A 22206-nucleotide genomic window follows, 5' to 3' on the forward strand; every position below is an offset into this window, starting at 1 on the left:
TGAGCCAATGCTAGACCGGCGGATCACGGAGGTGTGAGGGGGTCAACAGCCCGGTCACGCGGTGTTAGAGGGTCGCCATGACCGTCCGCACGCGCTTCGCCCCCTCCCCCACCGGCTACCTCCATATCGGGGGAGCGCGCACCGCGCTCTTCAACTACCTTTTCGCCCGCCACCATGGCGGCCAGTACCTGCTGCGCATCGAAGACACGGACCGCGCCCGCAGCACACCCGAGGCCGTTCAGCAGATCCTGGACAGCCTGGAATGGCTGGGCCTGTCCCCGGACGAGCCGCCGGTCATGCAGACCTCCCGCGAGGCACGCCATGCCGAGGTGGCGAAGGAGTTGCTGGCGAAGGGCAAGGCCTATCTCGCCTATGACACGGCGGAGGAGCTGGTCGCGATGCGCGAGCGCGCCCAGGCCGAGGGGCGCCCGCCCCGCTATGACGGCAATTGGCGCGACCGCGACCCTTCTGAGGCGCCGGCCGGCATTCCGCCGGTGATCCGCATCAAGGCCCCGCGCGAGGGCGAGACGGTCGTCCGCGACCTCGTCCAGGGGGAGGTGCGCGTCCAGAACAGCGAGTTGGATGACATGATCATCCTCCGCTCCGACGGCACGCCGACCTATCTGCATGCCGTGGTGGTGGACGACCACGACATGGAGATCACCCATGTCATCCGTGGCGACGACCACCTGACCAATACCTTTCGCCAGATCATGGTCTATGACGCCATGGGCTGGGAGCGGCCCGAATTCGCCCATATCCCGCTGATCCATGGCGCCGATGGCGCGAAGCTCTCCAAGCGCCACGGCGCGGTCGGCGCGCTGGAGTTCCGCGACCAGGGCCTGCTGCCCGAGGCCGTCTGCAATTACCTGCTGCGCCTGGGCTGGGGCCATGGGGACGAAGAGTTCGTGCCGCGCGAGCGCGCGATCGAGCTGTTCGACCTGAAGGATGTCGGCCGCGCAGCCTCGCGCATGGACTACGCGAAGCTGTCGCACCTGAACGGGATGTATATCCGCGCCGCCGATCCCGCTTCCCTGCTGCCGCGTCTTGCACCCTGGCTGGGCGAGTTGAACGAGATACAGAGGGCCCGCGTGGAGGCCCTGATCCCCGACCTGCAACCCCGCGCCCGCACCCTGATCGAGATGGCGGACGGCGCCCGCTTCGCCCTGGCTTCGCGCCCCCTCAAATACGAGCCCAAGGCCTCGGTCACGCTGGACCATCCGGATGTGCGCGCCCGCCTCGCCGCACTGTCGAAGGCCCTGCGCGACGTGACCTGGGAGCGCGCCGCGCTGGACGCCGCCCTGCGGGCCTTCGCGGAAGCCGAGGGCGTGAAGCTCGGCCAAGTGGCCCAGCCGCTGCGCGCCGCCCTGACCGGCAGCCTGCAATCGCCGCCGATCGACGCGGTGCTGGCCGCGCTGGGCAAGGAGGAAAGCCTTGCCCGCATTGGGGACGCCGCCGAGGGCGTCACCCTCGTCGGCGGGTGAGACGGGGCGGCGTTAAGCCGCCCTGACCTCGCCGACAAAGCTGCTCACCGTTCCGCTCAGCCGCTCCGCCTGCTGTGCCAGTTCCGAGGCAGCGGAGAGCACCTGCCCCGCCGCCGCGCCGGTCTCGGTCGAACCCTCACTGACCCGGCCGATATTCACTGTCACAGCCTCAGTCGCGCGCGCCGTCTCCTGCACGGTCCGCGCGATTTCGCCCGTCGCGGCGCTCTGCTCCTCCACCGCGGCAGCGATCGCGACGGCGATGCCACTCACCTCCTCGATCGTCTGGGTGATGCCACTGATCGCCACCACGGCCTGATCGGTCGCTGCCTGGATCTGAGTGATCTGGGTGCCGATCTCCTCGGTTGCCTTGGCCGTCTGGGCGGCCAGCGCCTTCACCTCGCTGGCAACAACGGCGAAGCCGCGCCCTGCCTCGCCGGCGCGGGCCGCCTCAATGGTTGCGTTCAGGGCCAGCAGGTTGGTCTGCCCGGCGATGTCGCTGATCAGCCGCACCACATCCCCGATCCGGGCCGCGCCCTCAGTCAGGGTCTGCACCGTGGCGTCCGTGCGCCGCGCATCCTCCACCGCGCGCCCGGCCACGGCAGTAGCCTGCGAAACCTGCCGGCTGATCTCGGCGATGGAGGCGCCCAGTTGCTCGGCCGCGGCCGCTGCGGTTTGCACGCCACCGCTCGCCTCCGCCGCTGCGCCCACCACCGTCCCGGCCTGCTCATTGGTGCTGGCAGCCGTCGCGTTCATCGAGCGGGCAGTGGCCTCCAACTCCGTGGAGGCGGCGGAGAGCATGCCGACCATTTCGCCCACCCGTCCTTCGAAGCCGCGCACCAGCCCTTCGAGGTGGGCCGCCCGTTTCTCGCGGGCCGCGCGCTCACTGGCCGCCTCCACCTCGAGCCGACGCTGCTCGACGGAGTTGCTACGGAGGATCTCGATCGCCGAGGCCATCTCTCCCACCTCGTCGTTCCGGCCCCTATGCGGAACGGAAATCTCCAACTCGCCCGCCGCGATCCGGCCAACACCGCCGGTCAACTGCCGCAGCGGCGCGACCAGCCTGCGCAGCAGCAAGATGATCCCGCCCACCGCAAGCAACACAGCCAGGGTGGCCAGGGCGAGGCTGGTCAGGAAGCGCGCCCGCGCCATGGCAGCGCTCGCATCACCGGTTTCCAGCGCGGCCTCCAGCGCCGCGTCACGGAGCGGAAGAATCCGGGCAAGAGCTGGCGGGGTCCATTGCGCGTATTCCGGGCCGCTACTCGGCCAGGCAGGCGCGCCGGGCTGCCCAAGACTGGCCAGCGCCGCCGACACATAGCTGCGGTAGCGCGGCTCGGCGTTGCGGGTGATATCCGCCTCCACCTTATCCAGAGCCCGCTGCAGCGCCGGGTTACCCTGTGCGGCCACCATGCGGCGCGCATTGTCGAGGGCCATCTCGATCCGTCCCCCCACCTGCAGGCCCTCGGCGACATCGCCGGCAGTCACCGGGCGGCCCGCCAGCCATGCGTTGATGATCAGGCTACGGACGCCCAGATCGGTGCGAGCGGCCATCACCTGGCGTGAAATCTCGGCCAGGAGAGCGACTTCGGGCGCCGCCTGCCGGATGCGCCGTTCCGCGCTCTGCACCACCGTCTCAAGTGTGCCTGTCACCTGCTGGCGGCCGGCCATGAGGTCCGACACCAGCTTCGGATCACCCTCCCGTCCCCCGCGCGCGACAAGTTCGGCCACGTTCCGACGCATCGCCGTCACCTTCTGCAGAGCCTCCTCGACCGGGCCGGCGTCGATGCCTTCGGCGACGAGACTGCTTCGCGCGGCGTTCAGCAGCGAGTCAGTGTCCCGGCTGGCCGCCTGTAGTGCGGCCGCGTCCCCTCTGCCGCTGCGCGCTGCGGCGCTGAGTATTCCGCTTTCAACGGCGAAGGCAGTGATGCCCCGCACCGTTTCATTCAGGACGCGGGTGGAAATCGTGGCCCGCTCGGCCCTGGCCCAATTGTTCCAGGCCTGCCAGGAGCTCCAGCCGATTCCGGCCAGACCAGGGAGAGCGACGGCCGTGAATCCGGCGAGCAGGAGCGTGCGAACGCGCATAAGGGCTTCCTCTGATGCGCGTGCAGTGTCGCAGCCGGGCCTTACCCTCTGGTGAACGGCCGCCCCTCTCCGGCGCCTCTCAGCCGCGCGGGATGATCCGGCAGGCTGCCGCCGTCGCCCGGGCCAAGGTAATCAGGCGCCGCGCGGCCACGGCTCCCGTTGCCGCCTCTCCCACCACATGACCGACCAGCGGGTTGGTGACGATGGCCCGGACGGCGGTGTCGGTCGCCACTTCCGTCGCGGCCACCGTGGCCGCATCAAAGGCCGCCCGTCGCAGCAGCGCCGCAGTGGCAGCGATGCCAGGCCGCATTCCATGCAGCGCCGCGACCTGTCGCACCAGCCGCAGCCCCCGCCACCCCACCACCAGGCCGTCCAAAGCCGGGGATGGGCTGATCGCGGTGGCCGCAAAGCCCTGCAGCGCCGCCACCCGGCCGAGCGCCCGGGCCTCTGCCTCCAGCGCCGCCAGGGGACCTGTTTCCAGCAAAGCCCGCAGGGCTGGCAGGTCCGGCGCCTCGCGCAAGGCGGGAAGTGCCGGGGCAGCCAGCGGAATCGGCGCAGCCCAGGCCAGCACATGCGCCTTGGCGGCCTGCAGGTCGCCCCGCGCGAAGGCGGCGCGGGCAGCATCTACCTTCCGAAGCAGGAAGAGCGCGCGGAATTCCCTGACCACAGCCCAAAGGATCGTCCCAAACCCGGCCAGGGCCACAGCCAGGGTGAGCCAGCCCAGCCAGAGGGCGCGCGCGAACTGCTCCGCCACGTAATTGCCAGCCGCCAGCGCGGCGAAGCCGAGGAGCAGCGCCGAAATCCCGATTGCCAGGAGGGACAGCGTGGACAGCCCTCCCGAAGGGAGGCTCACCGGGTCGGTGCCAGCCTCCCAGCCATGGTCCAGCCGCGCGTTGCCGGCTTCTTCCTCTAGAAGGATGCGGGGCGGTCGGGGGACGGTCTCGCTCATGGTCCCCTGCATATGGCCCGGCCGGGGCCGGATTACAGAGCGTCCCCGAGCAAGGCGGCGAGCAGCTTGTCCAGCCCCAGATGCGGGACGCCACCATGCCCCCCCGGCTCCAACTCCGGCGGGCGAAAGACGGGCATCTGGAAATAGGCCGCGTTCCAGAAGCTCTGCGGCGGCTTGCGGGCGGGCACCAGGCCGGGATCCACCGTCGCCCAACGCCCGTTCTCCAGCAGGATGCCGCGCACGGCCGGCGCGGGCCGGCCCTCATGCGTCGCGGTTGCTTCCTGGGTACAGCGGATCGCGGCGACGGGATGGACGGAAACGGCAGCACCCGCGATCTCCGCCCGGCGCCGCGGGGCATCGACGAGGTCCGAGAGAAGGGAGGACAGGCTGTCCCGGCTCACCTCCGGCACATGGTCGGCCTTGGTGGCGGCGAAGGCGACGCGGGAGATTCCGGCCCCGGTCAGCAGGTCCAGCCAGCCACGCCCGTAGCGCAAGGTGGCGGAAATCGCGGCCAGCGCCTCGGCCGTGTCCTCGAAGGCCTCCTGTCCTGCATGAAGGGCGCCGAGCACATCCACCAGCACCACCTGCCGGTCGAAGCGGCGGAACACGGGATCGAGAAAGCGGTCGCGCTGGTCGCGCAGATAGGCCTCGTAGCGCCGGGCCATCAGTTCCCCAAGCGGCGAGTTCCGTGCGGACTCCGGCAGCGGAAAGAACCAGAGGAGCGGCGCATCGCCAGACGGTCCGGGGTTCAGGAAGCGGCCGGGCTGGAGAAACCGCAGGCCGAGCTGGTCGCGGGCGGTCAGCAGGAAGCGGCGATACAGGGAATGCCCACGGCGGGCCAGCGAGTCCTCGGCCGGGGCATTGGCCGGAAGCGTCCCGGCGAAGGCAAGGAACTCGGCCGCCGGAGCGGCACGGATCCCGGTCGCGAGCCGCACAAGCGTCTCGTCCGACCAACGATCGAAATCCTGCGCGAACATCGGCAGGTCGAGCAGCCACTCGCCGGGATAGTCGATCAGATCCAGCGTGACCGTGCGATCCGGCAGGAACTGGCCATATACCCCGTGCCGTCGCAGCGTCAGCGAAAGCGACAGGGTGGAGAGATCATCGGTCCGGGCCGGCCATTCCGGCGGATGGGCGGCCAGGGCCGCGAGATGCGCTTCCGCGTCGAAACGCGGGGTCGCCTCCACGCCGGGCGGGATGGTCCGGGCACCCCGCAACCGGCCGGTGGTGGCCTCCAGCGCCGGAAGGGTCCGCCGCCCCGCCCCCGCCGCCACCAGATTGGCGACGAGCGAGGTGAGGAACACGGTCTTCCCTGCGCGCGACAGGCCCGTCACGGCCAGCCGCACGCGCTCCCGCCCCGCCAGTGCCAGCGCCGCCTCCCCGGTACGGGTGGCGGTATCGGTGATCAGGCGGAGTGGATCGGGAACCACCTCAGCGCTGGATCAGCTCGATCTTGTAGCCGTCCGGATCCTCGACGAAGGCGATGATGGTCGTGCCGTGCTTCAGCGGCCCGGCCTCCCGCACCACCTTCCCGCCCTCGGCCTTAATGCGCTCGCAGGCGGCGTAAACATCGGGCACGCCGATGGCGAGGTGGCCGAAGGCGGTGCCGAGTTCATACTTCTCAACGCCGTAATTGTAGGTCAGCTCGATCTCGCCCTCGCCGGCCGCGTTGCCGCCATAGCCGAGGAAGGCCAGGGTATACTGGCCCGCGGGCACGTCGTTCCGGCGCAGTTCCTTCATGCCGAACATCTTCGTGTAGAACTCGATGCTGCGCTCCAGATTCCCCACCCGGATCATGGTGTGGAGGAACTTGCCCTTCGGGGTGTCGCTCATGATGCGGCTCCTGTGCTTGCCGCCCGCACATGGTCATCCGGGCGGATGGCGAGAAGGAAGAGACCGGCCGAATCTGCCTGCTCGACCATCCGGCCACGATCGACCAGAAGCGCGCCCTCCGCCTCGAAGGCAATCCCGGCGAGCCCGGCAGCGATCGCGCCGGCCACAGTGCGTGGGCCGAGGGCGGGCAGGTCCAGTTCCCGGTCCTGGCCGGGCTTCACCAGCTTCACCAAAACGCCCCCCGGTCCTTCGCGCCGCAGGTCGCGCACGCGGGCCAGCATGGCGTCCGTTCCCTCGATCGCCTCGACGCCGAGGACAAGGCCCTGCTGCACCACCGCGCCCTGACCCACATCCGCCGATCCCAGCGCGCGCACCACCTCGATGCCGCGGCGAATATCGGCCAGGGCCATGCCATCAGGTGCCGTGCGCGTCAGCAGCCCCGGCGGGGACTGGGCCTCCTTGAGGAAGCGGTTCGGGCCGCAGGGGTCGAAGCCCTCGTCCCGCAATACCTGCCGGATTGCAGTCAGCAGGCTGTCATCGCCGCCGAAGGCCCGCATGCCGATACGGGCGATGAGCCTCGCCGCCCCCGCATCCGGCCGCAGCGAAAGAATGGAGGGACGCCGGACATCGCCCACCAGCACGATCTGCTTTGCGCCGCTGGCCCGCAGCCAGTCCAGCGCCTGCCCCGCCGCACCCAGCCGGATGGTCAGGGTGCGCTCCCCCACCCAGTCCTGAGGTCGGGCGAAGCCCTCCAACAGCACGGCCACAAAGGGACGGCCCATCGCCTTGCAGGCGGACGCCACGCGAAGCGGCATGGCGCCACCTCCGGCGACGATCGCAATGGGCGGCTCAGGATTGGTCATCAGGCGCTCAGGCCGCTTCCGCCTCGGCGTCGTCGGTCTGCCGGCCAGCCCGCATCAGGCCACGGCGGCTGGAGCCCTCAATGAAGGCCAGAATCTCGGCAACCTGGGGCTGCGTCCCCTGGTCCTGCGCCACCAGCGCCATGCGGGCCTCGAAGGTGCCACGCCCCAGGAAGAGGCTGCGATAGGCCAGGCGCAGGGCGTTGATGGCTTCCCGCCCAAAGCCGCGACGCTTCAGCCCGATCAGGTTCAGGCCAATCAGGCGGGCGCGGTTGCCCATGCAGGAGCCGAACGGGATCACGTCCCGCTCCACCCCGCTCATGCCACCGACCACCGCCTGCCGTCCGATGCGGACGGACTGATGAATCGCCGTGCCACCGCCGACAAAGACATTGTCGCCGATATGCACATGCCCGCCGAGCATGACGTTATTCGCCAGAATGACCCTGTCGGCGAGCTGGCAGTCATGGCCCACATGGGCGACGCACATGATCAGGCACTCGGCGCCGAGGCGCGTCACGCCCTCCCCGCCCACGCTGCCCCGGTGCACCGTCGCATGCTCGCGGATGATGGTACGGGGGCCGACCTCCACGCGCGTCGGCTCACCACGATATTTCAGGTCCTGCGGCGGAAGGCCTACCGAGGCGAAGGGCAGCACCTGCACGCCCTCGGCCAGCTGCGTGATGCCGTCCAGCACCGCATGCGCACCGACCTGCACGCCTTCGCCCAGCACGACTTGCGCGCCAACCATGGCATAGGGCCCGATGGTCACGCTGTCCGCGATGGTCGCACCCTCTGCGACGATGGCTGTGGGATGGATATTGGGCAAGATCAGCTGTCCAGGATCATCGCGGCATAGGTCGCTTCGGCGACCACGACGCCGTCGACCTTGGCTTCGGCAGAAAACTTCCAGACATTGCCGCGCTGCCGTTCCTTGGTGACATGCACGCGCATCTGGTCGCCGGGAACGACGGGCTTGCGGAACTTCGCATTGTCGACCGACATGAAATAGACGAGCTTGCCACGGCTTTCCGGCCCCAGCGTCTCCACGACCAGCACGCCCGCAGTTTGGGCCATGCTCTCGATGATCATCACGCCGGGGAAGACAGGGTGGCGCGGGAAGTGGCCCTGGAAGACATGCTCGTTGATCGAGACGTTCTTGATCCCCACCGCGCTGACATTCGGAATCAGGTCCACCACGCGGTCTACCAGCAGGAAGGGAAAGCGGTGGGGAATCGCCTCCATGATCCGGGCGATATCGAGGGTCGTGCGCGTCTCGCCCGCACCCTCCGCCGCCGCGCCTTCCGGCGCTTGTCCTTCGTTATCCGCCATTCTCAATTGCCCGTTTTCTTATGCGCCGGCTCTGTCTGCTTGCCCTCGGCGCTCCGCGTGGCGGCCTTTGCCTGCCCCAGCTTGCGCAGGACATTGAAGCCTCGCATCGCATCGCGCACCGGCAGCGCCGGGCTGCCCACGACATCCGCGCCCGCCGGTACATCGGCCATCACGCCGGCCTGCGCGCCGATCCGCGCCTTCGCGCCGATCGACAGATGACCCGCGATCCCTGCCTGCCCTGCCACGACGACGAAATCGCCGAGCGTCGAGGAGCCGGAAATGCCCGCCTGCGCCACGATGACGCAGCCGCGCCCTGCCTGCACGTTGTGCCCGAGCATCACCAGATTATCCAGCCGGGTGCCCGGCCCGATCACCGTATCATTGCCCGATCCACGGTCGATGCATGCATTCGCGCCTACCTCCACCCCGTCGCCCAGCAACACGCGGCCGAGCTGCGGCACGGTCACGTGCTCGCCCCGCTCGCTGGTTGCGAAGCCGAAGCCCTCGCTCCCGATCCGGGCACCCGGGTTCAACGTCACGCGGTCGCCTGCGATGCAATGGGTCACGGTGACATGAGAGAGGATCCGGCACTCCGCGCCGAAAACGCAGTTCCGGCCAATATGCGCATGCGGGCCTACGATACAGCGCGGGCCCAGCACAGCGCCGTCCTCGATCACGGCATAGGGGCCGATCTCGCAACCTTCGCCGATCTGCGCCCCCTCCCCGATCACAGCCGTGGGGTGGCACTTGCCGCTGGCCACTGGCGCGGGGTGAAGCTGCGCCGCAATCCGGGCGAAGGCCAGCACCGGCGAGGGCGCGATCAGCGCCAGCGTGCCCGTCGGCACCGAAGCCGCATTCTCGGCAGTCAGCACCACCGCACCGGCGCGGGTCTCGCGAAGGCTCGGCAACCAGCGCCGCGCCTCTAGGAAGGAGACATCCTCCGGCCCGGCGGACTGGAGTGTCGCAACGCCGGAAAAGAGGCGTTCGCCCGCCCCCTCCGGCACCGCCACCCCGGCCGCCTGCGCAAGCTGCGCGAGCGGCAGCGGACCGGCCGACCGGTGAAAGCGGGGATCCGCCGCCACGATCCTACCGGCGCTGCTGCGCGGGCTGCGCCGGGGCCTGTTGGGCAGGCCGCGCCGCAGGGGCCTGCGCAGCCGCCGGCGCCTGTCCCTCGGGCGGCAGCGTCACGTTGCGCAGCACGCGGTTGATCTGCTGGCTGATCTCGTCCGTCAGGTCGAAGGGCGCGTCGTTGAAGATCACCAGCGGCCGCGGCAGGACCAGGTTCACGTTCCGGCTGGCGGCGACCTGGCGGATCACCACCGCCATGGCCTGCTCGATCTCCTGCAGCGCCCCCTGGGCCACCTGCTCGATGGCCCGCGACCGGTCGCGGAAGATACGCTGGCTGTCCGTGATGCGCTCCTGCAGCTCCCGCTCCTTCTGGCGAAGCTGCTCGGGGTTCATCGTCGCGCGCTGGGCGGCCAGAGCCTGCTGCTCCTCACGCCAGCGGGTCTGCTCGCGCTGCAGATCGTCGTTCAGCTTCTGGCGACGCTTCTCGATTTCCTCGCGGACGCTGTTGAAGGCCGTGGAGTTCCGCTGGATCTCCGGCACGTCCACGATGCCGATCACCGCGGCTGGCGGCGGCTGGCCGGGGGGCAGCGGGGCGGGGTTGGGCTGCGGCGGGCGCTGGGCCTGCTGCGGCGGGCGCTGCGGCTGCTGCGCCGGGCGTGGCTGCGCCTGTGCCGGGCGAGCATTGCCGCCTCCGCCGCCCTGCGGCGGAATGAAATAGCCGGGATCGGATTGCGCGAGCGCACCGACGGGGATGAGGAGGGCCGCGAGAGCGGCGAGCGCGGGGCGCGCGGGCATTATGCGAACTCCAGTCTTCTTCGTTCTCAGAACCGCGTGCCGAAGCCGAAGCGGAAGACCTGCGTCTCGTCGTAGGACTTCTTCACCACCGCCTGCGCGAAGTCGAGATTGATCAGCCCGAACGGGCTACGCCAGGACACGCCGACGCCAGCGCCGACGCGGGGGGAGGAATCGTCCGCGACATTGGGTCCCGAGGAGGAGCCGCTCAAGCCGCCAACATCGACGAAGGCGCGGCCGGTGATGCCGATTTCCTCGGGAATGGGCAGCGGGAAGCGGAACTCGGTCGTCTGGGTATAGAGGAAGCGGCCGCCAAGGCTGTCGCGGTTGCCGCCAGGGGTGAGGTCACGCGGGCCGGCGCCGGCCACTTCGAAGCCACGGAGGTTCTCGCCACCGAGGAAGAAGCGGTCCACGATCCGCTCATCCTTGCCGCCGAAGGGTTCGAGGTAGCCGACCGAGCCCTGGATCGCGAGGACATAGTTCGGGTCACCCAACAGCCGCTCGAAGGGGATGTAGTAGGCGCCGTCCAGGCGGCCACGGACATAGCTCACATCGCCGCCAAGGCCGGCCACGTCTGTGCCGAGGCGCACGAGATAACCGCTACGCGGATCAAGACGGCTGTCCCGGCGGTCATAGACCAGGGTCTGCCCGACCTGGGAGAGCAGCGTCTCGCCCCTCTGCTCCTGGATGTAGCGGGACGCGTTGGTGTCGACGTTGAAGATATTGCGCCGCGAAAGCGTGTAGTTCCAGGACTGGCGCAGGTACTCGTTGAACTCGTAGCCGGCGCGCAGCGAGAAGCCGTAGCGGCGCTCCTCATAGCCCGAGTAGTCCAGCAGATCGCGCGTGATGTAGAACACGTCCGCACCAACCGCGAGGTTGCGGTCAAGGAAGGACGGATCCGTCACGGACAGGTCCAGCTGGCTACGCCGCTGAGCGATCACGCCGTTGATGCGCGCGTCGATGCCGGTGCCCAGAAGGTTGCGCTCGCGCAGGCCGAGATCGGCCAGCGCGCCGGCGTCCGTTGAATAGCCGCCACCGATGGACACCTCGCCTGTCGCCCTTTCGGAGACATTGGTGTTCAGCACGACGCGGTCCGGGGCCGAGCCCGGGGTGGTGGAGATCGTGGCGTCGTTGAAATAGCCGAGGTCCCGGATGCGCTGGCGGGAACGCCGAACCAGGGCGGCGTTGAAGGCGTCACCCTCGGCAAGGCGGAACTCACGGCGAATCACGCGGTCCTGGGTGCGGACATTACCGGTGATGTCGATACGCTCGACATACAACCGGTTGCCCTCCTTCGCCTCGAAGGTGATGTCGACCGTCCCGGCCTCGGAGTTACGCACAATCCGGGGCGTCATCTCCACGAAGGGGGCGCCGAGCTGGTTCGCCCGGTCCGACATGGCCTCCGAGATGCGCTCGATTGCCTCACCGTCATACCAGTCGCCGGAGGAGACATCGACCACGCGGCGAAGCTCGTCGGCCGAGACGTTACGGAGAGTGGAGGTGGTGTCCACCTTGCCCAACCGATACCGGCGGCCTTCATCGATCGTGTAGGTGATGAAGAAGCCGGAGCGGTCAGGCGACAGTTCCGCCGTCGCGCTCGTGACGTTCACATCGGCATAGCCCTGGCGCAGGTAGAAGCGGCGCAGCAGCTCGCGGTCGAAGTTCAGCCGCTCGGGCTCATAGGTGTCGCTGCTGCTGAAGGGGCGGTACCAGGCGGCCTCGCGGGTTGCCACGATCTCCTTCAGGCGGCTGTCGGACACCGAGCGGTTCCCGACGAAGTTGATCCGGCTGACGAGGGCAACATTGCCCTCATTGATCTCGAAAACCACGTCCACGCGGTTCTGGTCGAGATTGATGATCTTCGGCTCGACAGTCGCGGAGAGTCGCCCGCGACGAGCATAAAGCTCAAGGATGCGGGCCCGGTCCGCCTGGGCGGATTGCGGTGTGAAAACCGAACGCGCGCGGAGCTGTACCTCGTTTCGCAGCGTGTCGTCGTTGAGCTTGCTGTTTCCCTCGAAGGCAACGCGGTTGACGATCGGGTTTTCCTCGACCGTCACAAGGATGCGGTCGCCTTGGCGCCCCACCCGCACGTCGCGGAACAGGCCCGTGGCGTAGAGAGTGCGAAGGGAGCGGTCGAGCCGGTCCTCCTCGAAGGCGTCGCCGGGCTGGAGCAGCATATAGGACCGGATCGTGTCCGCCTCGATGCGCTGGTTGCCGCGTACGTCAATGCCCTGAACGACGCCGGCGGCTGGGCGCGCGGCCGTCGGTCGTTGCGGCGCCGCGCGGCGCGGCTGCGCCTCCGCGGCGGGAGCGGCGAGCACCGGCACCAGGCAGGTGGCGGCCAGCAGAATGGCCCGGGAAAAAGGCGGTGCGTGCAAGGCGTGATCCTGTGCCGGCGGTTCCGGTTCGCGGGGGCGCAACCTAGCGGCAAGGGCCGTGTGTTGCCACCCCCACGAAGGTTTCAGGCGCAGGTGTCGGAAATCCGGTGCTTATCAGCCGAAAAGACCGTTCACCCAGCGAAACAGGCCGAAGCTGGACAGGTCGTTCCAGGTCGCGAAGATGAACAGAGTCGCCAGAACGGCCAGCCCGGCCCGGAAGCCGTACTCCACCGCGCGCGGCGGCAGCGGGCGGCCGCGGATCGCCTCAAGCGCGTAGAAGACGAGATGCCCCCCATCCAGCACGGGGATGGGGAAGAGATTAATCAGGGCCAGGTTCACCGAGAGAATCGCCATGAAGGAGATCAGGCTGGAGAGGCCGAGGCTGGCCACCTGTCCGGAGAGCTGGGCGATCCGCAGCGGACCGCCGATCTCCTCTGTTCCGCGATGACCGGCAATCATCTGCCAGATCCCGGAGAGCGTCTGGACCGTCACCTCGCCCGTATAGGCAATCCCACTCCAGATGGCGGAAACCGGGTCCGTCCGCTCGTAGGACGGCACACCGCCCCCGATTCCCAGCACGCCGACCGGGGCCGCGCCCTCTCCCTTGCCGGGGCGGGCCGCTGGAGTCGCAGTCAGGGTCAGCTCCTGCCCGTCGCGCAGCACTCGTACCCGGACCGGCTGCCCGGCCCGGGGCTGAACATGGGTCTGCACCTGCTCGAAGCGACTCACGGGTTGGTCGTCCAGCGCCAGGATGCGATCACCCGTCACCAGCCCGGCCTGCTGGGCCGCACTGCCTTCCACAACCGAGGCCACGGTCGTGTTGCCGATCGGCCGCCCGACGGCGATGAACAGGGCTGAGAAGAGCACAGCGGCCAGGATGAAATTCGCGATGGGGCCGGCGGCCACGACGATGGCCCGGTCCTTCACGGACTTGTCGTGGAAGCGGGGCCCGCGCGGGTCATGGCCGGAAGGAGCGTCGGCCGAATCGGTCACGTCCCCCGGCCCCTCCTGGCCATAGAGCTTCACATAGCCGCCCAGCGGCAGCCAACCGACCTGCCAGTCCGTGCCGCGCTTGTCGGTCCAGGCGAACAGGGGGCGGCCGAATCCGATGGCGAATTTCTCCACGAAAATGCCGCGCCAGCGGGCTGCGGCGTAGTGGCCGAGCTCATGGAAGAAGACGAGCACGCCCAGCACGACCACGAAGGCCAGCACGGTGCGGAAGGGTTCGGGGAGGAATTCCACCTTGATCTCTCAGATAGGGCGGCTTGGGCCGCCCAGGTTCAGGCCGCTGCGTGAAGACGGTCCGCTACACGTGCCGCCTCGGAACGGGCCGCCGAGTCGAGATCCAGCACCCCGTCCAGATCCGGGACGTCGGGGGTGCCGAGGCGCTCCATCGTCGCCTCCACCACCCCGGCGATATCCAGGAAGCCGAGGCGGCGCGCCAGGAAGCGCTCAACGGCAACCTCGTTCGCCGCATTGAGGATGGTGGTGGCCCCCTGCCCCGCCCGCAAGGCCTCCCGCGCCAGCCGCAGCGCGGGAAAGCGCGCTTCATCCGGCGCGGCGAAGTCCAGGCGGGACAGAGCCGCCAGATCCAGCCGCGGCACATCGGCCTGCATCCGGTTCGGCCAGGCCAGGGCATGAGCGATCGGAGTCCGCATGTCCGGCGTACCGAGTTGGGCCAGCAACGAGCCGTCCGCATATTGGACCAGGCCATGCACGGTCGATTGCGGGTGGATCAGCACCTCGATCCGCGCCTCAGGCACGGGGAAGAGTCGTGCCGCCTCGATGAGCTCCAGCCCCTTGTTGAACATGGTGGCACTGTCGATGCTGATCTTCGCGCCCATGGACCAAACGGGGTGCCGTAGCGCCTTCTCCGGCGTGGCGGCCCGCATCTCAGCCTCGCTCGCCCGGCGGAAAGGCCCGCCTGAGGCCGTCAGGATGATCCGCTCGATCATGGCGGGGTCGCGGGCATCGAGCGCCTGAAAGATCGCGTTATGCTCGGAGTCCACGGGCAGAAGCGTGGCGCCGGCCGCCTTCACGGCCCGCAGCACAATGTCGCCGGCGCAGACCAGCGCCTCCTTGTTCGCCAGGGCCAGGGTGCCGCCACGGCCAAGGGCGGCCAGGGTGGGCTTCAGCCCGGCCGCGCCAACAATCGCGGCCATGGTCCAGTCAGCCGGACGGGACGCCGCCTCGATCACCGCCGCCTCCCCCGCCGCCGCCTCGATGCCGGTGCCGGCAAGGGCGTCGCGCAGGGCCGGCAAGCCCGCGGGATCGGCGAGGACGGCCACGCGAGCCCGCAGGCGCCGGGCAGCCCCGGCCAGGGCCACGGCATCCCGGCCGGCGACCAGCGCCTCCACCGCGAAGGCACCCTCCGGCGCGGCCTCCAGCAGGGCCATGGTGCTGCGCCCCACCGAACCGGTGGCGCCAAGGATGGTGATGCTGCGGGTCATCTTGAAATCAGTATTCCTAGCGCCAGAGCGCGCCGCCATAACCAATCATCAGGGCGAGGAGCATTGCGGCCGGGGCGGCGGCGAGCAGCCCGTCCAGCCGGTCCAGCAGCCCGCCATGCCCCGGGATGAGGCTGGACGTGTCCTTCACCTTGAAATGCCGCTTGATGGCGGACTCAAGCAGGTCGCCAGCCTGGGTGGCCACCGCGAGGACGGCCGCCACCGCGGCGGCCCGCCACGGGCTGCCGGTGGCGAGCTGGGGGGCGACGGCCGCGCCAATTCCCATGGCGAGCAGCAACCCACCCGCTGCCCCTGACCAGGTCTTGGCCGGCGAGACCTGCGGCCAGAGCAATGGCCCGCCGAAGGCACGGCCTGCCAGATAGGCGCCGATATCGCTGGCCCAGACCACGATGAGCAGGAAGATCAGGTTCGCCCGCCCGGCCGCGTTCTCATGCCGCAACTCGATCAGGCAGAGCATGGCCACGCCAATATAAAGCACGCCCAGGGCCAGCCGGAGCGCCGGCTGATCTGGCCGGTCCCGCCCGCGCAGCCGCTCCGCCCAGGCCCAGGTGAGCAGGAAACCGAGGATCAGCAGGGCCCAGGAGGCGAACGGATGCTCCAGCACTGCCAGGGTGCCGGCGAGGAACACCGCCACGGGCACTCCGGCCCCGGGCAGCTTCGCCGTCCGCAAGCCACAGAGATGCACCCACTCCCAGGTCAGGATGGCCGCCCCCAGGGCCAGCAGCGCCGTGTAGGCATCGGCGCCCAGCCAGACGCAGAGCAGGGCGGCGGGGGCGAGCAGGATGGCAGAGAGCGCCCGCTTACGGAGGTCCCGCCAGTTCTTGCCGGGCTTCGGGGCGGCCAGGGCGTCCGGCACCGCGGTCAGCCGGCCCGGGCGCCGAAACGGCGGTCGCGGCGTTGGAACTCGGCGACCGCCTCAGCGAAATGGTGCGCGTCGTAATCGGGCCAGAGCACGGACTGAAAAACGAGCTCGGCGTAAGCACTCTGCCAGAGCAGGAAGTTCGAGATGCGATGCTCGCCTGAGGTCCGGATGATGAGGTCCGGGTCCGGCATCCCTGCCGTGTCGAGATCGCCGGCCAGCATGGCTTCGTCGATCGCGGAGGGATCGATCTCCCCGGCGGCCGCCCGGCGCGCCAGGGCGCGGGCTGCCTTCGCGATCTCCGCCCGCCCGCCATAGGAGAGGGCGACGTTGAGATTCAGCCGCTGATTTCCTGCGGTCGCGGCCTCGGCCCGCTCGATCTCGGCCTGCATGCTGGCCCCGAAGGCCGAGCGGTCGCCGATAACACGCAGGCAGACACCCCGCTCGACCAACTGCCCGACCTCGTGGCGGAGATAGTGGCGCATCAGGCCGGTCAGGTCGCGCACCTCATCAGCGGGTCGGCGCCAGTTCTCGCTGCTGAAGGCGAAAAGGGTAAGCCAGGAGACGCCCAGTTCGCCAGCAGCCTCGATGACGCGACGCGTTGCCTCCGCACCGGCCTTGTGGCCAAGCGCGCGCGGCAGACCCCGGGCGGCCGCCCAGCGTCCGTTGCCATCCATGATGATCCCGACATGGACGGGAGCGGGCGGAGTCAGGTCCCCCGTCTTCCGAATCGGCTGGGTTACGGCGCTCATCGGGCAGACGGCCTTAGACGGCCTTGATGTCCTTTTCCTTCTCGGCCAGCGCGGCATCCACCTTCTTGACGTACTCGTCCGTCAGCTTCTGCACGTCGTCCGACCAGCGCTTCGCGTCGTCCTTCGAGATCTCGGACTTGGTCTCCCAGCCCTTGATCGTCTCCATGCCGTCGCGGCGCACGCCGCGGACCGCGACCTTCGTCGCCTCGGCATATTTAGCGGCCTGCTTGGCCAGGTCGTTGCGGCGCTCCTGCGTCAGCGGCGGCAGGGGCACGCGGATCACCTGGCCCTCGGCTTGCGGATTCAGGCCGAGATTGGCGTCGCGGATGGCGACCTCCACGGCCTTGGTGACCGACTTGTCCCAGACCTGGACGGAGAGCAGCCCCGGGCCGGCAACGGAGATGTTCGCGACCTGGCTCAGCGGCTGGTTCGTGCCATAGGCCTCAACGCGGATCGGCTCCAGCAGCGCCGGGCTCGCCCGACCAGTGCGGAGGCCGGAAAACTCCTTGCGCAACGTCTCCATGGCGCCGTCCATGCGGCGCACCAGGTCCTTGCGCAGGTCGGGGAAGTTCGGCGGGGCGGCCATGGGGTGTCCCTCAGCTCTCGTGGACCGTGGTGAACTTCCCCTCGCCCTTCATGACGGCGGTGAAGGCACCCGGCTCGTGGATGTTGAAGACGATGATGGGCAACTTGTTCTCACGCGCCAGCGAGATGGCGGCGGCATCCATCACCGCGAGGTCGCGCGCCAGCATGTCCAGATAGGTCAGGACCTCATAGCGCTCGGCCGTCGGGTCCTTGCGCGGGTCGGCCGTGTAGACGCCATCGACCTGCGTGCCCTTGAGCAACGCATCGCAGCCCATCTCCGCGGCGCGGAGGGCGGCGGCAGTGTCCGTGGTGAAGAAGGGATTGCCCGTGCCGGCGGCGAAGATCACCACCCGGCCCTTCTCCATATGGCGTTCGGCACGGCGGCGGATGAAGGGCTCGCACAGGCTGGCCATGGGAATGGCGGATTGCACGCGGACCGGCACGCCGGCCTTTTCCAGCGCGTTCTGCATGGCCAGGGCGTTGATGACCGTGGCCAGCATGCCCATGCCGTCGGCCTGGGCACGGTCCATTCCTGCAGCGGCGCCCGAGACGCCGCGGAAGATGTTGCCGCCGCCGATCACGAGGGAGACCTGGATGCCGAGCCGGGTGACAGCGGCGACATCCTCGGCGATTGCGTTCACCGTGGTGCCGTCCAGGCCATAGGACCCGTTACCCATCAGGGCTTCCCCCGACACCTTGAGCAGGACACGCTTGTAGCGGAGGGAGGTCATTCTGTGCGGCGGTCCGGGAAGGCTGGCGAGGGTAAACGCACCCGCCGGTTCCGGCAAGGCGCCGGCCCCGGAGGCGCAGGTTCTGCAGGCGTAGCCGGGCGGCAGGCGTCCGGCGACAGTCGAGGCCTCCGTGGGAGGCGAGGGCTTGCCGGGCGCGCGATGACGCCCGGCCAGGCCTTCAGAGACGGCAGTGCCACCCGGGGCAGAGCCACCGGGGATGGCAGATCAGCCGCCCGTGCCGGCGGCGGCGGCCACCTCGGCCGCGAAGTCCGAGGTCTCCTTCTCGATGCCCTCGCCCAGCTGGAAGCGAGCGAAGCCCGTCAGCTTGGCGCCGGCCTTCTGGACCACGGCCTTCACGCGGCTCTCGCCGTCATGCACCCAGACCTGCTCCAGCAGCACCACTTCCTCGTAGTACTTGCGGATGCGGCCCTCGACCATCTTCTCGATCACCGCCGGCGGCTTGCCGGAGGCCTGGGCCTGCTCGGTCAGCACGTTGCGCTCGCGCTCCAGCGCCGCGTTGTCGACAACGGAGATGTCCAGCGCCTCCGGGCGGGCAGCGGCAACATGCATGCCGATCTGCCGGCCCAGCGTCAGGATCGCGTCGTCGCCGTTCGGGGCTTCCAGGGCGGCCAGCACACCGATCTTGCCCAGGCCCGGCTTCACCGCGCTGTGGACATAGGTGGCGACGACGCCGGAGCCGACCGATAGCACCTTGGCACGGCGGATCGTCATGTTCTCGCCGATGGTGGCGATCATGCGCGTCAGCTCCTCGGCCACCGAGTGGCCGGCGCCGGGGTACTGGGCGGCCTTCAGGGCCTCCACATCCTCACCGGCATCGAGCGCGATCTTGGCGACCGTCTCGACAAAGCCCTGGAACTGCTCGTTGCGGGCCACGAAGTCGGTTTCGGCATTCACCTCGACCATGGCGGCCTTGGTGCCGGAGGAGGCGACGCCGATCAGGCCCTCAGCGGCCACGCGGCCGGACTTCTTGGCAGCGGCGGCCAAGCCCTTCTTGCGCAGCCAGTCAATCGCGGCCTCCGCGTCGCCGTTGCTCTCAACCAGGGCCTTCTTGACGTCCATCATGCCCGCGCCGGTCTTCTCGCGCAGGTCGCGGACCATGGCTGCCGTGATCTCGGCCATCTCTCGTCTTCCCGTCTTCTGGCGCACCAGGCCCTCCGGTTCGGGGCCGGCGGGCACGCGGTGCCGTGTATGCGACACGCCGGGGCAGCGATGCCACCCCGGCGCGTTCAGGTCATTGCGAGCCCGGCGGGGTCAGGCCCCGCCCCGGCCCGCGGGCGATCAGCCGGCGCGGTTGCCGTCGTCGCGGTTGTTCTGGACCATCTGCTCCAGGCTTTCCGTGTCCACACCCACATCCGGGCTGGACTGGGCGCCACCGCCCAGAGCCGGGCCGTCCGCCACCTCGGCGCCGCCGAGCGTCTCGGGGATCGCCCCGGCGCCAGGCAGGACAATGTCCTCGTCCGGCAGCGCGTCGGTCGGCAGGTCGGACTGCGCGCCGATATCGACGCCGGAGGCCTGCAGCTCGGCGGAGATGCCGTCGAACACGGCGCCAGCCATCATGTCGCAATACAGGTTGATGGCGCGGATTGCGTCGTCATTGCCCGGGATCGGGAAGGCGACGCCCGAGGGATCGGCGTTGGAGTCGCAGACGGCGATCACGGGGATGCCGAGCTTGTTGGCCTCCTCGATCGCCAGCTTCTCCTTGATCGTGTCGATCACGAAGATGATGTCCGGCAGGCCGCCCATCTCACGGATGCCGCCCAGCGCGCGGTTCAGCTTCTCGCGCTCGCGGGTCAGCATCAGGATCTCCTTCTTGGTGAGACCCTGGGTGTTGCCGGCCAGCTGCTCGTCCATCTGCTTCAGGCGCTTGATGGAGCCGGTGATGGTCTTCCAGTTGGTGAGCATGCCGCCCAGCCAACGGTGGTTCACGTAGTACTGGCCGCAGCGGGTCGCCGCCTCGGCCACATAGTCGGCCGCCGCCTTCTTGGTGCCCACGAAGAGCACGCGGCCGCCGCCGGCCACGATGTCACGGACGGCGCGCAGCGCGCGGTCCATCAGGGGCACGGTCTGCTGCAGGTCCAGGATGTGCACCTGGTTGCGCACGCCGAAGATGTACGGAGCCATCTTCGGGTTCCAGCGGCGGGTATGGTGGCCGAAATGTACGCCGGCCTCGAGCAGGCCGCGCAGGGTAACCTCGGGCATCGCCATGGTGGCGGTTCCTTCCTTCCGATCAGATCCGGTTGGGCCTCCGCGGCGCTGAACCCCATATGGCCCTTTCCCTGCGGGAAAAACCTGGGGACCGGACCCTGCCGCGTATCTCGGAAGGGCGCGCCGCGTGCGGATTTGCCAGGCGCGGGGGTCCGCGTCCGGCCGGCGCGATATGGCATGTGGGCGGGGGCGGGGCAAGAGTTTCCCCACTCCGCCCCGATCCGGAGGCCGTCAGGCGGCCAGCGCGGCGTCCAGCTTCTCCAGGGCAGCCCTTTCCGGCGGCGAGATCCCAGTCAGCAGCCCGAGGAAGCCGCCCTTTATCTCAGCCAGTTGCACTGCCCGGTCCATCACGCGCCGGCGCAGCGCGACGCGCGCTTCGGGTGCCAGGGCATGAACATAGTCGGTCCAGGCAGCCAGCAGGCTCGGGGGTGGCGGCTTGGCCAGCCACTGCGCCAGCAGGGCGCGACCGTCGCTCTCGGCATCCAGCCCCACCCCATGGGCCGCGTCCAGCACGGCTTTCCGCTCCTTCTCACCCATCACCCCATCGGCCCAGGCGACGATCACCAGCGGTACGATGGACAGGGCGGCGACAGTATGGGGGCTGATACCCAGGGCGATCAGCCGCTCCAGCAGCGCTTCGTCCCGCAGGCCCGAGGCCTCCGCCAGCCGCTCCCGCTCCGGGCGGGCAGGATCGGCGGCACGCAGGCGCCGGATCAGCTCCTCATTGTGCCGGGCGAAGAACGCCTCCTCCAGCGCCCGCCGGCGTTCGTCGAGGAAATCCTTGCTCATTGAATTCTCCCACTGTGACAGGCGCTCTGGTCGCGCGCCCTTGACAAGGGAGAGGTTGGGACTGCCCGTCCGCCCTTCCAACTCGCCAGCCCGCAGGCACGCCTGGGCTGCCATGCGCCACGATGGCAGTCTGCGCCGCAACCCGTCCAGACAGGACCACGCTGCATGACCATGCCCGCCCCGATGAATGCCCCTGCCACCGCCCTCGACCTGCGTTACGGCGTGCCCGGCCTGCCCGCCGGTCCGACCAATACGGTTGTCGAGAGCATCCTCGCCCACCGCTCCTACCGGAACTTCCTTGACCGGAAGCTGGAGCCCGGCACGCTCGAGACCCTGGTCGCCGCGGCCTCCTCCGCCCCCTCCTCCTCCAATATGCAGACCTGGAGCGTGGTCGCGGTGGAGGATCCCGAGCGGAAGGCCCGGCTCTCCGTCCTCTCGGGTAACCAGGGATTCATCCGTCAGGCGCCGCTCTTTCTTTGCTGGATCGCCGACCTCTCGCGCCTGGAGCGGCTGGGCGAGGCGCATCAGCAGAAGCTGGAAGGTATCGCCTATCTCGAATGCTACATGGTGGCGCTCGTGGATGCCGCGCTGGCGGCCCAGAACGCGCTGGTGGCGGCGGAATCAATCGGGCTGGGCGGCGTCTATGTCGGCGGGCTGCGTAACCGCCCGCTGGAGGTGGCGGCGGAGTTGAAGCTCCCGCCCAACGCCTTCGCGGCCTTCGGGCTGGCAATTGGCTGGCCCGACCCCGCTGCCCGGGCTGAAGTGAAGCCCCGCCTGCCACAGTCACTGGTCCTGCACCGCGAAACCTATGACGCCTCTGACGAGCAGGCCGGGGTTACAGCCTATGATGAGACCCTGGCTAACTTCTCCGAGGCCAATGGGATGGGCCGGGTGGGGTGGTCCGACCGGATGCTGAAGCGTGTCGCCGGCCCCGAATCGCTCAGCGGGCGCCACACCATGACGGAGACGCTGAAGGCCATGGGCTTTGGGCTGAAATAACGCGGGACGGAGTTGGCCTCGG

At 69.2% G+C, this 22206-nt stretch carries 21 protein-coding genes; 2 read left to right on the forward strand and 19 right to left on the reverse strand.

Annotated elements, in window-relative coordinates; all coding sequences use genetic code 11:
• Positions 1 to 77: 77 nt before the first annotated feature.
• Positions 78 to 1484: a glutamate--tRNA ligase gene (gene gltX / locus ACO1BU_RS00420; protein WP_424133915.1), complete on the forward strand. Its 1407-nt coding sequence runs from the start codon at positions 78 to 80 to the stop codon at positions 1482 to 1484.
• A gap of 12 nt (positions 1485 to 1496) precedes the next feature.
• Here gltX and ACO1BU_RS00425 read toward each other — a convergent pair whose 3' ends face one another.
• The 19 genes from ACO1BU_RS00425 to ACO1BU_RS00515 all read right to left on the reverse strand — a co-directional run bounded on the left by ACO1BU_RS00425 (position 1497) and on the right by ACO1BU_RS00515 (position 21185).
• Positions 1497 to 3563, reverse strand: coding sequence for a methyl-accepting chemotaxis protein (locus tag ACO1BU_RS00425; protein WP_424133916.1), 2067 nt, complete (start codon positions 3561 to 3563; stop codon positions 1497 to 1499).
• Between the two features lie 79 nt (positions 3564 to 3642).
• Positions 3643 to 4512, reverse strand: a complete 870-nt coding sequence (locus tag ACO1BU_RS00430; RefSeq protein WP_424133917.1) for a DUF697 domain-containing protein — start codon at positions 4510 to 4512, stop codon at positions 3643 to 3645.
• 32 nt (positions 4513 to 4544) lie between these two features.
• The gene (locus ACO1BU_RS00435) at positions 4545 to 5942 is read right to left on the reverse strand and encodes a YcjX family protein (RefSeq protein WP_424133918.1); all 1398 of its coding nucleotides are present in this window, start codon (positions 5940 to 5942) and stop codon (positions 4545 to 4547) included.
• 1 nt (position 5943) lies between these two features.
• Entirely contained in the window at positions 5944 to 6345 is a 402-nt protein-coding gene (gene gloA / locus ACO1BU_RS00440) for a lactoylglutathione lyase (protein WP_424133919.1), read from the reverse strand.
• Positions 6342 to 7208: an LpxI family protein gene (locus ACO1BU_RS00445; RefSeq protein WP_424133920.1), complete on the reverse strand. Its 867-nt coding sequence runs from the start codon at positions 7206 to 7208 to the stop codon at positions 6342 to 6344. The genes gloA and ACO1BU_RS00445 overlap by 4 nt, the downstream gene beginning before the upstream one ends.
• Positions 7209 to 7215: 7 nt before the next feature.
• Positions 7216 to 8034, reverse strand: a complete 819-nt coding sequence (gene lpxA, locus ACO1BU_RS00450; RefSeq protein WP_424133921.1) for an acyl-ACP--UDP-N-acetylglucosamine O-acyltransferase — start codon at positions 8032 to 8034, stop codon at positions 7216 to 7218.
• Positions 8035 to 8036: 2 nt separating this feature from the next.
• Positions 8037 to 8537 carry a 3-hydroxyacyl-ACP dehydratase FabZ gene (gene fabZ, locus ACO1BU_RS00455; protein ID WP_424133922.1) on the reverse strand — a complete coding sequence of 167 codons (501 nt, stop codon included), beginning with the start codon at positions 8535 to 8537 and terminating at the stop codon, positions 8037 to 8039.
• Positions 8538 to 8539: 2 nt separating this feature from the next.
• The gene (gene lpxD / locus ACO1BU_RS00460) at positions 8540 to 9619 is read right to left on the reverse strand and encodes a UDP-3-O-(3-hydroxymyristoyl)glucosamine N-acyltransferase (protein WP_424133923.1); all 1080 of its coding nucleotides are present in this window, start codon (positions 9617 to 9619) and stop codon (positions 8540 to 8542) included.
• 4 nt (positions 9620 to 9623) lie between these two features.
• The gene (locus ACO1BU_RS00465) at positions 9624 to 10400 is read right to left on the reverse strand and encodes an OmpH/Skp family outer membrane protein (RefSeq protein WP_424133924.1); all 777 of its coding nucleotides are present in this window, start codon (positions 10398 to 10400) and stop codon (positions 9624 to 9626) included.
• 26 nt (positions 10401 to 10426) lie between these two features.
• Complete coding sequence (gene bamA / locus ACO1BU_RS00470; RefSeq protein WP_424133925.1) at positions 10427 to 12775, reverse strand: outer membrane protein assembly factor BamA; 2349 nt, start codon at positions 12773 to 12775, stop codon at positions 10427 to 10429.
• 114 nt (positions 12776 to 12889) lie between these two features.
• Positions 12890 to 14017: an RIP metalloprotease RseP gene (gene rseP, locus ACO1BU_RS00475; protein ID WP_424133926.1), complete on the reverse strand. Its 1128-nt coding sequence runs from the start codon at positions 14015 to 14017 to the stop codon at positions 12890 to 12892.
• A gap of 38 nt (positions 14018 to 14055) precedes the next feature.
• Entirely contained in the window at positions 14056 to 15225 is a 1170-nt protein-coding gene (dxr, locus tag ACO1BU_RS00480; protein ID WP_424133927.1) for a 1-deoxy-D-xylulose-5-phosphate reductoisomerase, read from the reverse strand.
• 16 nt (positions 15226 to 15241) lie between these two features.
• A complete protein-coding gene (locus ACO1BU_RS00485) occupies positions 15242 to 16099 on the reverse strand; it encodes a phosphatidate cytidylyltransferase (RefSeq protein ID WP_424133928.1) in 858 nt (285 codons plus the stop codon).
• Between the two features lie 5 nt (positions 16100 to 16104).
• Entirely contained in the window at positions 16105 to 16854 is a 750-nt protein-coding gene (uppS, locus tag ACO1BU_RS00490; RefSeq protein ID WP_424133929.1) for a polyprenyl diphosphate synthase, read from the reverse strand.
• A 13-nt stretch (positions 16855 to 16867) separates the two neighbouring features.
• A complete protein-coding gene (gene frr, locus ACO1BU_RS00495; RefSeq protein ID WP_424133930.1) occupies positions 16868 to 17440 on the reverse strand; it encodes a ribosome recycling factor in 573 nt (190 codons plus the stop codon).
• A gap of 10 nt (positions 17441 to 17450) precedes the next feature.
• Complete coding sequence (gene pyrH, locus ACO1BU_RS00500; protein ID WP_424133931.1) at positions 17451 to 18170, reverse strand: UMP kinase; 720 nt, start codon at positions 18168 to 18170, stop codon at positions 17451 to 17453.
• A 225-nt stretch (positions 18171 to 18395) separates the two neighbouring features.
• Positions 18396 to 19310 carry a translation elongation factor Ts gene (tsf, locus tag ACO1BU_RS00505; protein ID WP_424133932.1) on the reverse strand — a complete coding sequence of 305 codons (915 nt, stop codon included), beginning with the start codon at positions 19308 to 19310 and terminating at the stop codon, positions 18396 to 18398.
• Positions 19311 to 19469: 159 nt separating this feature from the next.
• Entirely contained in the window at positions 19470 to 20396 is a 927-nt protein-coding gene (gene rpsB / locus ACO1BU_RS00510) for a 30S ribosomal protein S2 (protein ID WP_424133933.1), read from the reverse strand.
• Positions 20397 to 20627: 231 nt separating this feature from the next.
• Entirely contained in the window at positions 20628 to 21185 is a 558-nt protein-coding gene (locus ACO1BU_RS00515) for a hypothetical protein (RefSeq protein WP_424133934.1), read from the reverse strand.
• A gap of 165 nt (positions 21186 to 21350) precedes the next feature.
• Here ACO1BU_RS00515 and ACO1BU_RS00520 point away from each other — a divergent pair, with 165 nt between their 5' ends.
• Positions 21351 to 22184 carry a nitroreductase family protein gene (locus ACO1BU_RS00520; RefSeq protein ID WP_424133935.1) on the forward strand — a complete coding sequence of 278 codons (834 nt, stop codon included), beginning with the start codon at positions 21351 to 21353 and terminating at the stop codon, positions 22182 to 22184.
• Positions 22185 to 22206 lie beyond the last annotated feature (22 nt).

Source organism: Roseomonas chloroacetimidivorans, from assembly GCF_049629625.1.
GTDB lineage: Bacteria > Pseudomonadota > Alphaproteobacteria > Acetobacterales > Acetobacteraceae > Roseomonas > Roseomonas chloroacetimidivorans.